Origin of the sequence: Halothiobacillus neapolitanus c2 (genome assembly GCF_000024765.1) — a bacterium.
GTDB lineage: Bacteria > Pseudomonadota > Gammaproteobacteria > Halothiobacillales > Halothiobacillaceae > Halothiobacillus > Halothiobacillus neapolitanus.
The window spans coordinates 851,032-863,596 of the sequence record NC_013422.1; the positions used below are offsets into that span (position 1 = coordinate 851,032).

At 56.3% G+C, this 12,565-nt stretch carries 11 protein-coding genes; all 11 read left to right on the forward strand.

Annotated features, from left to right (window positions below; all coding sequences use genetic code 11):
* Positions 1-3 precede the first annotated feature (3 nt).
* The 11 genes from HNEAP_RS03990 to HNEAP_RS04040 all read left to right on the forward strand — a co-directional run bounded on the left by HNEAP_RS03990 (position 4) and on the right by HNEAP_RS04040 (position 12,550).
* On the forward strand, positions 4-1,101 hold the full coding sequence (locus HNEAP_RS03990) for an efflux RND transporter periplasmic adaptor subunit (protein WP_012823672.1): 1,098 nt from the start codon (positions 4-6) through the stop codon (positions 1,099-1,101).
* Positions 1,098-4,157, forward strand: coding sequence for an efflux RND transporter permease subunit (locus HNEAP_RS03995; RefSeq protein ID WP_012823673.1), 3,060 nt, complete (start codon positions 1,098-1,100; stop codon positions 4,155-4,157). Before HNEAP_RS03990 ends, HNEAP_RS03995 begins: the two co-directional genes overlap by 4 nt.
* Before the next feature lie 100 nt (positions 4,158-4,257).
* Entirely contained in the window at positions 4,258-4,617 is a 360-nt protein-coding gene (locus tag HNEAP_RS04000) for a PepSY domain-containing protein (protein WP_012823674.1), read from the forward strand.
* A gap of 560 nt (positions 4,618-5,177) precedes the next feature.
* Positions 5,178-6,161 carry an ABC transporter substrate-binding protein gene (locus tag HNEAP_RS04005; protein ID WP_012823675.1) on the forward strand — a complete coding sequence of 328 codons (984 nt, stop codon included), beginning with the start codon at positions 5,178-5,180 and terminating at the stop codon, positions 6,159-6,161.
* A 33-nt stretch (positions 6,162-6,194) separates the two neighbouring features.
* Entirely contained in the window at positions 6,195-7,166 is a 972-nt protein-coding gene (locus HNEAP_RS04010) for an ABC transporter permease (protein ID WP_041600358.1), read from the forward strand.
* Positions 7,167-7,218: 52 nt separating this feature from the next.
* A complete protein-coding gene (locus HNEAP_RS04015) occupies positions 7,219-8,145 on the forward strand; it encodes an ABC transporter ATP-binding protein (RefSeq protein WP_012823677.1) in 927 nt (308 codons plus the stop codon).
* 13 nt (positions 8,146-8,158) lie between these two features.
* The gene (locus tag HNEAP_RS04020) at positions 8,159-8,956 is read left to right on the forward strand and encodes a creatininase family protein (RefSeq protein ID WP_012823678.1); all 798 of its coding nucleotides are present in this window, start codon (positions 8,159-8,161) and stop codon (positions 8,954-8,956) included.
* Positions 8,956-10,344: a type III glutamate--ammonia ligase gene (gene glnT / locus HNEAP_RS04025; protein WP_243726302.1), complete on the forward strand. Its 1,389-nt coding sequence runs from the start codon at positions 8,956-8,958 to the stop codon at positions 10,342-10,344. The genes HNEAP_RS04020 and glnT overlap by 1 nt, the downstream gene beginning before the upstream one ends.
* A 32-nt stretch (positions 10,345-10,376) precedes the next feature.
* Complete coding sequence (gene nikR / locus HNEAP_RS04030; RefSeq protein WP_012823680.1) at positions 10,377-10,823, forward strand: nickel-responsive transcriptional regulator NikR; 447 nt, start codon at positions 10,377-10,379, stop codon at positions 10,821-10,823.
* Positions 10,824-11,164: 341 nt separating this feature from the next.
* A complete protein-coding gene (locus HNEAP_RS04035) occupies positions 11,165-11,902 on the forward strand; it encodes an urea amidolyase associated protein UAAP1 (protein ID WP_012823681.1) in 738 nt (245 codons plus the stop codon).
* Between the two features lie 9 nt (positions 11,903-11,911).
* Entirely contained in the window at positions 11,912-12,550 is a 639-nt protein-coding gene (locus tag HNEAP_RS04040) for an urea amidolyase associated protein UAAP2 (RefSeq protein ID WP_012823682.1), read from the forward strand.
* The last annotated feature ends 15 nt before the right edge of the window (positions 12,551-12,565 follow it).

Here is a 12,565-nt window from a genome sequence, read left to right on the forward strand (position 1 = left end):
TCTATGTTTTCTTCATTTACACGCTGGACACTCATTGGCTTGCTTGGCTTGGCGGCACTGAATCATACCGTGCTCGCGGCCGACACCGCCGCATCCGACTCCGTGCAAATACAGGTTCAGCTCGTGCCGCTTGCTGAAGGTCGGCTTCAAGCCACGCCTCGATTCACGGGGCAAATCGTGCCCATCCCTTCGGCTGTGCGCGTGGCAAGCTGCGCGTTCGAGGGGCGGGTGACACGCCTTTTTGTTCAACCCGGTTCGACGGTCAGCAAAAACGCGCCTTTGCTCACCGTGCACACCAGTGCCCAGACACGCCAACAAGTAGCGCAGGCCAAAGCCAATCTGGCGTTTGCCCGCAAACATCTGGCGCAAATCAAAATCATGCTCAAATCTCAATTGGCCACTCAGTCGGATTGGGCGCAGGCAGAACAAGGCCTGGCCTTGGCCGAGGCGAACTGGCGGTCGCTGGTGGCCAGCGGGGCCACAAAACCGCAGCATACTTTGACCGCAGCGCGGGCGGGCGTGGTACAAACCATCTCCGTGCAACTGGGTGGTGTATTCACCGCCAATCAACCCTTATTGACCACGGTGGCCGCCGGGCAATGGGAAATCAAAATCCCAACACCTGTGGCCGTAGCTCAACAATTGAGCAACGGTGATGCCGTTAAAGTCCAATCGGTTTTTGGCGCGCAGCCGCCGCTGACAACGCACATTTTTGCTATCGATCCGATGGTTTTGCCGGGCAGCAATCGCCAACCCATTCATCTTCACCTGCCAACCAGTCAATCAGCCCAAAGCCCCAATTGGGTACTGGGAGAGGCCATCTCGGCGCAATTCACCTTGCCGGGTCAAACCGGTTTGATTTTGCCGCATGCGGCCGTTCAAACCGATGCCAGCGGTCAGAATTTCATCTGGCTGGATCGTGCACACAAGGCGGTGGCCGTGCCGGTACACGTGCTCGATACGGTTGAAGCGCAAAGTGTGATCGAACCCATCGAATCGGGCGCTTTGACAGCGGGCGATCAGGTCGTCGCTACGGGGGCGCCGAATGTGGCGGCGGGCATGACGCTGATTGCGGCACCGTCAACCGGGGCTCAGCCATGAGGTCTTATGCTGCGGTGGCGCACTTTGTATTGCGCCATCAACGCTCGTTGTTGTTTTTACTGTTGGTTTTGGTGGCCGGTGGTGTGTTCACCGCCCTGACACTGCCGGTGGCGCTGTTTCCGAGCTTGAGCTTCCCGCGGATTGTGGTCGCCGTCGATGCCGGTAACCGCGATGCCGCGCAAATGGTTCGCAGCATCACCAAGCCGGTTGAACAAGCCCTGCGCTCGGTACCCGGCGTGCAATCTGTCGCCAGCAGCACCAATCGGGGCAGTGCCGATTTGGATTTGCGCTTTGCCTGGGGCACCGACATGGCCCGCGCCGAACTGCAAACCGCCGCCGCGATGAATTCGGTGTTGCCCAGCTTGCCTGCGGGCACGGCCTTTCGCGTGCATCGGGAAAACCCAACCCGCTTTCCGGTGATTGCCTACAGCTTGACATCTAACAGCCAAAGCCAAACCGAACTGCGCACCTTGGCGCAATACACGCTCGCCCCACTGCTTTCCAGCATCCCGGGCGTGCGCCAAGTGCAGATTCAGGGCGGCGCGCTGCCGGAATATCATGTGCTGCTGAATCCCGAACGGCTAAAGGCGTTAAACATCACCGCACAAGAAGTTGTCACGGCGCTGAACAGCGGTCAGGGACAACACGCCATTGGGCACCTGCAAACCCCCAATCGGTTGGAATTGTTGCTCACCGATGGTCGTCTGCGCGATGCGGCCGAGATCGGGCAGGTCGTGATTCGCCATACCGCAGCAGGCAGCGTTCGGGTTGCGGATGTCGCGCAGGTGGTGCATTCAACCGTGCCCAATTACCAACGCATCACCGCCGATGGCAAACCGGCGGTACTTTTGATGATCAAACAGCAATTGGGCGGAAACACCGTGGCCATCGCCCATGCGGTGCGCGCCAGCTTGCATGACAATGCGCCTTTGATTCCCGCTGGTGTGGTGCTGAAAAAATGGTATGACCAAAGCACCTTGATTGTCGATTCAGCAAAATCTGTGCGCGATGCCATTGTGCTCGGCGTACTGTTTGCGATTTTGATTCTGTTTTTATTTCTGAAAAATGGCCGCGTCACGCTGGTGGCCCTGCTCGTGGTGCCCGCCGTGTTGGCCAGCACCTTGATTTTGCTAAAATTGTTCGGGCTGGATTTCAATATCATGACCTTGGGCGGCATGGCCGCGGCGGTGGGGCTGGTCATCGACGACATCATCGTGATGATCGAGTACCTGCTGCACCCCAAACACACCCGGCGGCGCCCGCATTTATTGCATCCCTTATCGGAATTTACCCGCCCTCTGGTCGGCTCATCGACGGCCACCATTATCATTTTTGCCCCGCTGGCCTTTCTCGATGGCGTGACCGGCGCGTTTTTCAAAGCCCTGTCGTTGACCATGGCAGCCAGCCTGATCCTGTCGTTCTTGTTTACCTGGCTCGTGGTGCCGATTGTGCTCAATCGCTTGAATATCAAGCCCAAACCACCCAAAGACTCGACCGTGCCGCAGGAAGGCGTGATGACGCGTGGCTACCGAATCGTGTTATCTCGCTTGCTGCGTGCACCGATTCTGTTGTTGCCCGTAATCGTCGGTTTGGGTGCTATAGGTTGGGTGAGTCTCACGCACATCCCCACCGGCTTTATGCCGGAAATGAACGAGGGCGGCTTCGTGCTGGATTACCAAACCCGGCCCGGCCAATCCCTCACGGAAACCAATCGCGAGCTGATGCAGGTCGAAGCCTTGATTCAGGCCATGCCCGAAGTCGATACGCTGACCCGCCGCACCGGCGCGCAACTCGGCGGCGGGCTCACCGAAGCCAATCAGGGCGATATGTTCATTCAGCTCAAATCACCGGATCATCAAACCGAGGTAATGGATCGCATCGCCACAGAAATTGCGCAAAAAGTACCAGACGTCACCGTGCAGGACATGAATCAACCGATGGGCGATTTGATTGGCGATCTGGCCGGTTCACCCCGACCGGTCGTGATTCGCCTGTTCGGACAAAGCCAACACGAACTGCAAGCCCTTGCGCCGAAAGTCGCCCGAGCCATCAGTGGCATCAACGGCATCAAGGAAGTGCAAAACGGCCTCGTGATTGCCGGCGATACGCTCGAATTTCATATTGATCGCAACAAGGCCGCGGTGGCCGACATCACGCCGGGCGCCATCGTGCAGCAAATGGGCACCTTGTTCGGCGGTACCGTCGCCACCCGCCTTGCCGAAGGCGAGCAAGTTGTCGGTGTGCGCGTCATTACGCCCAAATACCTGCGCGCCACGCCGCAAAGCCTGGAGAATATGGATTTGACCAATGCGGCGGGGCAGCCCGTTCGGGTGGGCGATGTGGGGCATTTTGTGTCCATCACCGGCACGCCGCAAATCACCCGCTATAACCAAAAGCCGATGGTGGCCGTCTCGGCGCGGATTGGTGGACGCGGCTTCGGCGGCACCATTGCCGATGTCAAAAAAGCCCTGGCTCAACCTGGCCTTTTGCCGCAGGGCGTTTATTACCAACTCTCGGGTTTGTATCAGCAACAGCAAATCGCCTTTCATGGCCTGATGCTGGTGTTTGCCACCGCCACTGCGCTGGTGTTTCTGGCTTTGCTGTTTTTATACGAACGCTTCGCCATCAGCCTATCGATCATCAGCGCGCCGCTGATGGCCGTGGCCGGGGTGTTGTTCGGGCTGTGGGTGACCGGTCAAACGCTCAATATCACCTCACTGATGGGGCTGACGATGATTATCGGCATCGTCACCGAAGTGGCCGTGTTTTACTTCTTTGAAGTCGGGCGTATCCGCAGCGGGCCGTGGGGCGATCGTTTAATCGAAGCCGGTGTGCGCCGCCTGCGCCCCACCATCATGACCAGCTTAGCGGCGATTTTAACCCTGCTGCCCTTGGCGCTCGGCATTGGGCAAGGCTCGGCCATGCAGCAACCCTTAGCCATCGCCATCATCAGCGGCATGATCGTGCAAATTCCCTTGGCCTTGCTGGTGATGCCAACGTTGTATCGGCTGTTCCTGCGGAAAAAATATTTGGCACAGCAGACAAGTGGATCATGAACAACCGTTCATTTCCCCGAAATCTCCGCGTAGGGTCGAGTCGTTAATCTGATTCCACTGATTCGATGGAGTCAGATTTAACCCAACAGGAGATAAATCCATGAAAACCAACCTCCGTTTGTCACGTGCTTTGACCGCAGCCGTTGTTCTTGCCCTCGGCGCCAGCACTGCCGTTGTTTACGCGAACAACAGCCCAGCCAAGGCGGATGCCAAAATCACCATGGAGCAAGCCAAGGCGCAAGCGTTGCAATTGCAACCCGGCACGATCAAAGATGCCGAACTGGAGCATGAACAGGGCGGTTCCGGTCTGCGTTATTCGTTCGATATTCAAACCCAACAAGGCGTGCATGAAGTGGGCATCGATGCAATGAACGGTGCCGTACTCGAAAACGACATCGACCACGGTGATGCCAACGATAAAACGGATGATCACAAAGATGGCGAAACACAAGACGACTGATCGCGTCGAACTGCGTTAAAGAAAGCTCTAAAAACTCGTCATTCCCGCGTAGGCGGGAATCCAGCGCTGTTGATTTTTCTGGGTTCCCGCTTTCGCGAGAACGACGAATCACGGTATTTCGAGGTGCCCTTAAGCCAATCGGCCCTATTCATGTAGCAATGAATGGGGCTTTTTCTTTGCAAGTTTGATGATTTTAGCCGTTATTTGGGCGTACCAACGTCCGGCAGGGTGACCCGTTGTCGTGTTGTTCGGAAAATTGTTCGGTCTTGATGGCGCCGTGTCGGTTTAAGGGGGTTATCAGAGGCCTCCTGGGCTTACCAGATATGTTTCCGCAGAATTACCTGATCCCATTTGATTTAAATGAGCGCGCTTGTTTCTGCACTAATTTCGCTGTGCCAAGCTGTCTTTGCGCACAGATATGGTGCAAAGAAAGGACCTCGTTATGCATTATTTATTGCATAACTATATGAAAAATATGTAAACACATCTCTTGGCCTGATTCATGCAATTTCAGTATTACTGTTTTTGAAGATGGTAATACCAAGAGAGAGAGGTGTGATATGAAGTCTGTTCTGCGTGCGGTATCTCGAGTTGTTTTGGGTGCGGTTTTTTTGGGTGGCAGTGCACTGGCTAGCGCGGCGCCATTGACGATTGGTTACAGCGATTGGCCGGGCTGGGTTGCCTGGCAGGTGGCCATTGAAAAGAACTGGTTCAAGGATGCCGGTGTCGATGTCAAGTTCGACTGGTTTGATTATGCGCCTTCAATGGAAGCCTTTGCGGCGGGCAAACTGGATGCCGTGACCATGACCAACGGCGATGCGCTGGTTACGGGGGCGACCGGTGCCAAGAGTGTAATGATTCTGATCAATGATTACAGCAATGGTAATGACATGATCGTCGGTGCGCCGGGTATCGATTCTCTTAAGGATCTCAAAGGCAAGAAGGTGGGTGTGGAGATCGGCTTTGTCGATCATCTGCTGCTGCTCAATGGCCTGCACAAGAACGGCATGACTGAAAATGATGTTCAGCTCGTGAATGTGCCGACCAATGAAACACCGCAGGTTCTGGCTTCCGGACAGGTATCCGCGATCGGGGCCTGGCAACCCAACTCCGGCGCGGCGTTGAAGTTGGTGCCGGGTTCCAAGCCGATCTACACCAGTGCTGACGCACCCGGCCTGATCTACGACGTGCTGGCCGTTTCTCCGCAGAGTTTGGCGATGCACCGCGCCGAGTGGGAAAAGGTGATTAAGGTCTGGTATCGAGTAGTTGATTACATCAACGATCCGAAGACACACGATGAGGCGGTGCGCATCATGGCTTCCCGCGTCGGTGTTCCACCAGAGGAATATCAAGCCTTCCTGAAGGGTACCAAGATCCTGACTCTGGCCGAAGCGAAGTCGCACTTCAAGAAAGGTCCCGGCCTGGATTCGATTTACGGCTCATCTGAAATCGTGGACAAGTTCAATGTCGATAACAAGGTGTACACAGTGCCGCAGGACATCAATTCCTACATTGATCCTGCGTTGACCGATGCGCTGAAGTAATCGCGTTACTAAATGAAACGAGTCTGATTGGAGATGAGTTCAATGGCCCATTCCTCGTGGTTCTCCGTTCGCCAGCCACTGGCCCCGCGCCGACGCTTCGTGTTGTCGCTGATGAGCTTCGGTATCCCGCTGCTTATCTGGTGCCTGGTGAGTTACGTGCCCGCGGTTTGGCACCCGATGATCAAAATCACCGATCCGGGCTCGGTGTCGTACTTCAGCGACGGGATGTTGCTGAATAAGGATCTGTTCTACAAGGAACAGGATCGGCTGGAAAAAGAAGGTAAAGCCCCGCCGCAAGGCATTCCAGCCAATCCGGTCTATTTGCCGACACCCGGGGCTGTGGCCACGGCGTTCTACACCGCCTTCACCACGCCGCCGCAACGTCGGGATGAAAAATGGCTTTACCAAAGCCTGGGGGACAGCATCTCGGTGATCTTCCTCGGGTTCCTCATTTCTTCGCTCATCGCTATTCCGTTGGGCATTCTGGCGGGTACCTTCGATCTGTTTTCACGATTGACGGAACCCTTTGTCGAGTTTTTCCGCTACTTGCCGGCGCCTGCGTTCGGTGCCTTGGCGGTCGCGATTCTCGGGATTAATGAAGCTCCGAAAATCGCCATCATCGTAATCGGCACGTTCTTTCAGCAAGTGCTGGTGGTCGCCAACACGACTCGGAAAATCGACACCTCGTTGCTTGAGGCCGCCATGACGCTGGGGGCCAACCGGCTGCATCTGTTATTCCGTGTGGTGATCCCGGGGATGCTGCCGGATCTGTTCAGAGACGTACGTGTCCTGCTGGGCTGGGCATGGACGTATCTGATCGTGGCCGAGATGATCGGTGCGAGTTCTGGCATCACCTGGTTCATTACCCAGCAGGCTCGGTACAAGAACTTCGAGAACGTGTATGCCGCCATCATGATGATCGGGTTCATTGGTATTACGACGGATCTGCTGCTTGCCTGGTTGTCCCGCCGGATCTTTCCGTGGCAGCGCGGCAGCAAGGCCTAAATAGAAGCTTCCTGAATAGATATTTAAGTAGAAAGCTTAGAAGGAACATCAGATGAGTGTGAACGATACAAACAGCGCCAACCATGACCTTAGCTACCTCGATCAGTCCGAGGCGGTCAGAGCGCGGTTCGAACGGTTGAAACAGCGGCCGGTCGTTCTGGAAGTCAAAGGGCTCGGCAAGAACTTTGACTCATCGCAAGGGCCGGTCACGGCGCTGAAGGACATTAACTTCAAGGTCCACAAACGCGAGTTTGTGTGTGTGATCGGTCCGTCCGGCTGCGGCAAATCGACCCTGATCCGCATTCTGGCCGGTCTTGAACAGGCCAGCGGCGGGGCGGTTCTGCTCGATGGCAAGCCGGTCGAAGGCCCGGGGCCGGAGCGGGGCATGGTTTTCCAGGGCTATACCCTGTTCCCCTGGTTGACCGTGAAGAAGAACGTGATGTTCGGTTTGCAGGTTTCCGGGCGGGGCGGGCTACCCGAACAGGAAGCGCTGCAATGGATCGATCTCGTCGGGTTGAGCAAGTTTGCCAATCATTATCCGCATCAGTTGTCCGGCGGCATGAAACAACGCGTTGCCATCGCACGGGCACTGGCCAATCAGCCACGCATCCTGCTGATGGACGAACCCTTCGGCGCGCTGGATGCCCAGACACGCGCTCGGATGCAGTCGCATCTGATGGAAATCTGGAAAAACATCGACATCACGATCGTGTTCATTACCCACGATCTGGACGAGGCGGTGTACCTCGCCGACCGGATTCTGGTGCTGAAGGCGCATCCGGGTGAAGTTCAGGAGCTGATCGAGGTGCCCGTGCCCCAGCCGCGCACGTCTGGTCACCTCGATTCGCCTGAATTCATTGCCACCAAGAAGCACATCGAGTCGCTGATTCATCCGAAGAGCATGGATGAGGAAGAGGGCGAGCACCTCAACATGATGCGGATGGTGCGCGTGGATGACGCGGTTGGAGACATTTTCTGATGGAGCGCGCGTGATGAAAAGAACATGGCACCAACTCACCTGGGAAGAGATCGGCCAGATCGTTGCTGATGGCATGGATGCGGCGATTCTTCCTGTTGGCGCCACCGAGCAGCATGGACCCCACATGGGATGTGGCATGGATAGCGAGTTGGCGGGGCAGTTATGCAGAGATGCTGCCGCGCAGACGGGTGTGTTTTTGTTGCCCACCTTGCCTTATGGCTGTTCGGTCGGGCATTCCCGCCGCTGGCCCGGCACGCTAGCGGTGCAGCCGAAGACACTGATCGATCTCGTGAAGGAAATCGGAGATTGGGTGCATTCAGCGGGGATCAATCGCCTGTTTATCATCAACAGCCACGTAACGAATGCGGCCCCGTTGCGTTGCGCACTTGAGATGTTACGGGCAGAGCATGATGGACTGATGGTGGCGCTGATCAACAGCGCGCAGATCAGTCCACGGGTCAGGGATGCCCATCATGCCGATGGCGACGACTGGCATGCCAATGCGGCCGAAACCGCATTGATGCAGTACCTGGCGCCGGAATTGGTGCGCGAGGACAAGTTGATCGACGCCGATGATCCGGATCGCACGGCCGATTGTGTGTTCTCTCATCCCGTCAATCGAACGAGCCTCAATGGGGTTACCGGCTCCCCTTCAAAAGCAACGGCTGAGGATGGTCGCCAGCTCTTTGAGTGGATGGTGACCGATCTGTCGGAAAAGATTCGTATGGGTCTGGTTGAAAAACCGCCCTTAACCCACGGCTACAACGATGCCGTGCAATTCAATAAAAATGCCCAGAGCCAAAAGGTCTAATGATGAAATCGAACGCGAGCTTTAAGAAGAAATCCAAGTCCAGTGTCAAGAAAATCCAGGCCTCGCTTGCCGAGAAGGGTGTGAAGTACTGCCTGGGCGCCTACGTGGATATCCACGGCGTCCCCAAGGGCAAGGTTGTGCCTCTGGCGCATCTGGATCACATGGCGCAGGGTTCCGAGCTGTACACCGGTTACGCGCTGGATGGTTTGGGGCAGCGTCCCAATGACGACGAAATCGCGTCCGTTCCGGATCTGGACCACATCATCCAGTTGCCCTGGCAGCCTGAGATGGCCTGGATGCCCGCCGACAACACCTTCCACGGCGAACCCTATCCGCTGAACACCCGCGTCGCGCTCAAACTGCAATTGGAGAAGGCGGCCGAGATGGGATTCGGCATGAATCTGGGTATCGAGGCCGAGCTGTTCGTGCTCAAGCAGAACGAAGACGGCAGCCTCTCGGTGCCGAACCCGGATGACCGTTTGACCAAGCCTTGCTACGACGCGCGTTGCTTCCTGGATCAGTTCACCTGGCTCGACAGGATGGCCACGGCAATCAACGACCTCGGCTGGGATCTGTATTCGTTCGACCACGAAGACGCCAACGGCCAGTATGAGTTTGATTTCAAATACGCCGATGCTTTGACTACCTGCGACCGTTTCACGTTCTTGCGCCTGATGGCCAAAGAGTTCGCCAAACAGGAAGGCCTGCTCGCGACCTTCATGCCCAAACCGTTTGCCAACAAGACCGGTACCGGCGCGCATTTCAATATGTCGCTGTACGACCTGGAGACCGGATCGAACCTGTTTGCCTGCGATCCGGCCGATGATCCGCACGGCCTGGGTCTGACCAAGCTGGGTTATCAGTTCATCGCGGGCGTCATCAAGCACGGCAAGGCCTTGTGCGCGGTGCTTGCGCCCACCGTCAATAGCTATAAGCGGTTGGTGCGTCAGGGCGATATGCCGTACTTCACCTGGGCGCCGGTGTTCAATTCCTTCGGCTCCAACAACCGCACCAATTCCATTCGCGTGCCGATGGGCGGCGGGCGGTTCGAGTCGCGTAATGCCGATGGCTCGGTGAATCCTTATCTGGCGGCGACCTTGTTGCTGGCAGCCGGCCTGGAAGGCATCCGTGAAGGGCTTGACCCCGGTTTGCCGCAGGAGGACAACCTGTATGAACTGACCGAGTCCGAGCGTGCCGCCCGTGGGATTGAGTTCCTGCCGCAGAATCTGGCCGAAGCGATTGATGTGTTCGAGGCCGATCCGTTCGTGACTGAAGTGCTCGGTCAGGAACTGCGTGACGAGTTTGTGCGCTACAAGCGCCGCGAGTGGACCGAATACCATCTGAGTGTGACCGCTTGGGAAGTCAAACGTTACAGCCATTTGTTCTGAGGACAAGCAACGGAGAAAGGAGGGAATGCCGTATGAATGATCTGAATCGAGGAGCATTGAGCCGGATCAGCATCTCGCTGCCTTCCCGCTTGCTGGCGGAACTGGACAAAATGGTGCTCAAACGCGGTTTTGATAGCCGTTCGCAAGCCATTGTCGAGATGATCAACCAGCAGTTGGTCGAGCATAAGTCCGACCTGGGGTTTGATGTCATGGCTGGCACGATCAACCTCGTCTACGACCATTCGACCACGAATCTGCAAAAGGAACTGGCCGATCTTCAGCATAAGTACATCGACGAGGTGATCAGTTCCTTGCACGTGCACCTGATGGACAACCAGACGATGGAAGTCATCCTGGTTCAGGGGCCGGCAACGAAACTGCAAATGATCGCCGACCAGATGATCAGTTGCAGTGGGGTGATTACGGGGCGCTTACAGCTGACGACCACGCAAATGCCGCCGTTACACCCATTGACCTAAGGAACCTCTGATTGAATCCCTCGTGAGCCGAGTTGCTGATCCAAAAGCCGCAAAACGAGGCAGAGGCCGAAGGTCGTAGTTGCGCTACGATGCCAAGGCCGATAACGAAGTGTTGCGGCTTTTGGGCGGCAACCCGCATGGGACGGGCTTTTGAGTGCGATTCGCTGTGTTGCGCCGCTCACGAATGGAATAACCATTCGTTTCGCGCCGCGCCTTGCGACTCATCCCTCAAAAGCCCGTCTCGGCCACGAAGGATTCAATCAGAGGTTCCTTAAGGAATGGTCCTGAAAGATAACGAGAACATACGCGGTAAGAACAACATGCCAATACAGGAGAAAATCATGACCGAAATGATGTACGAAGATGTTATCCCTGGCGGTGCCCACTGGTCGCTCGAAATGGCCAAGGGCACCCAGCTCGTCCTGATCGATGAAACGGGCGGAGCGAATGTCGGGATGCTGTTTTTCAACCCACGCAACCCGCTCGAACGCTACAACGCGCCGGACACGCTCAAGTGCCAGCACACCTTCAAGCTGACCCAGGGTCATTGCCTGTATTCGGATATGGGGCGAATCTTCTGCTCCATCGTCGAAGACACAGTGGGCTGGCACGACACCGTGGGTGGCAACCTGAGCAAGCAAAAGTTGCGGGAAAAATGGACCGAACGCCGGTATCAGCAGGCGCACAACGATTGGACTTTAAGCGGCGTGGACAGCTTTCTGGTCGAGATGGCCAAGTACGGTCTCGGCAAGAAGGACATGGCCGCCAACCTGAATCTGTTCAGCAAGCTGGCGGTAGAGGACGATGGCACGCTGGTGTTCGTCGAGCAGCACAGCACTGCGGGCGACAAGATCGCGCTGCGGTTTGAAATGAATACGCTGGTGATTTTCCATACCTGTCCCCATCCGATGAACCCGGCGGCGAGCTATCCCAAAAAACCGGTTCGGTACCAGATCTGGACGGCCGATCCGGTGACAGACGACGACCTGTGCATGAATTCACGGGTGGAAAACCAGCGCGGATTCAAGAACACCGAGCTCTATCAACCCACGTGCTGTTCTGCACACAGCTGCGCTTAAGGAGGCCCTATGATCAAGCACAGTACGCTCACACCCGAAGTCGCCACCTTTCGCCAGGTGGTTGAAGCCGGTGACTATTTCATCAAGATCGTACAGTCGGGACAGACCGTACGAATTCTGGATCTGGAAGGCAATCAGGCTGCCGATACCCTGTTCTACCGGGCTGATAATCCCACCGAACGCTACAGCGCCATCGACACCATTCGTGAGCAGGGTAATGTGTATCTGAGCGCGGGCACCCTGCTGCTCAGCACAGAGGGTAATCCGATGCTCGAAATCGTGGCGGACACTTGCGGGCGGCACGATACGCTGGGCGGCGCCTGCGCTACCGAATCGAACACCGTGCGTTATGGCCTTCAAACCAAGTGTATGCACGCTTGCCGCGATAGCTGGATGCTTGCGGTGGCCGAGCATGAAGAATACGGCCTGAGCAAACGGGACATCACGCACAACATCAATTTTTTCATGAATGTACCCGTCACGTCGGAAGGCGGGCTGACCTTCGAGGACGGCATTTCGGATGCAGGCAAATACGTTGAGTTGACGGCGAAAATGGACGTGATCGTGCTCATTTCAAACTGCCCGCAACTCAACAATCCCTGCAACGCGTACAATCCAACGCCCATTGAGGTCTTGATCTGGAACTGAAACCCGTCAGTATCG

Excerpts from the sequence above, each read along its gene's own strand:
- HNEAP_RS04015 (WP_012823677.1), top strand. The coding sequence starts at position 7,219 with ATGAGTGTGAACGATACAAACAGCGCCAACCATGACCTTAGCTACCTC.
- glnT (WP_243726302.1), top strand. The coding sequence starts at position 8,956 with ATGATGAAATCGAACGCGAGCTTTAAGAAGAAATCCAAGTCCAGTGTC.
- HNEAP_RS04005 (WP_012823675.1), top strand. The coding sequence starts at position 5,178 with ATGAAGTCTGTTCTGCGTGCGGTATCTCGAGTTGTTTTGGGTGCGGTT.
- HNEAP_RS04035 (WP_012823681.1), top strand. The coding sequence starts at position 11,165 with ATGACCGAAATGATGTACGAAGATGTTATCCCTGGCGGTGCCCACTGG.
- HNEAP_RS04020 (WP_012823678.1), top strand. The coding sequence starts at position 8,159 with ATGAAAAGAACATGGCACCAACTCACCTGGGAAGAGATCGGCCAGATC.
- HNEAP_RS04010 (WP_041600358.1), top strand. The coding sequence starts at position 6,195 with ATGAGTTCAATGGCCCATTCCTCGTGGTTCTCCGTTCGCCAGCCACTG.
- HNEAP_RS03995 (WP_012823673.1), top strand. The coding sequence starts at position 1,098 with ATGAGGTCTTATGCTGCGGTGGCGCACTTTGTATTGCGCCATCAACGC.
- HNEAP_RS03990 (WP_012823672.1), top strand. The coding sequence starts at position 4 with ATGTTTTCTTCATTTACACGCTGGACACTCATTGGCTTGCTTGGCTTG.
- nikR (WP_012823680.1), top strand. The coding sequence starts at position 10,377 with ATGAATGATCTGAATCGAGGAGCATTGAGCCGGATCAGCATCTCGCTG.
- HNEAP_RS04000 (WP_012823674.1), top strand. The coding sequence starts at position 4,258 with ATGAAAACCAACCTCCGTTTGTCACGTGCTTTGACCGCAGCCGTTGTT.
- HNEAP_RS04040 (WP_012823682.1), top strand. The coding sequence starts at position 11,912 with ATGATCAAGCACAGTACGCTCACACCCGAAGTCGCCACCTTTCGCCAG.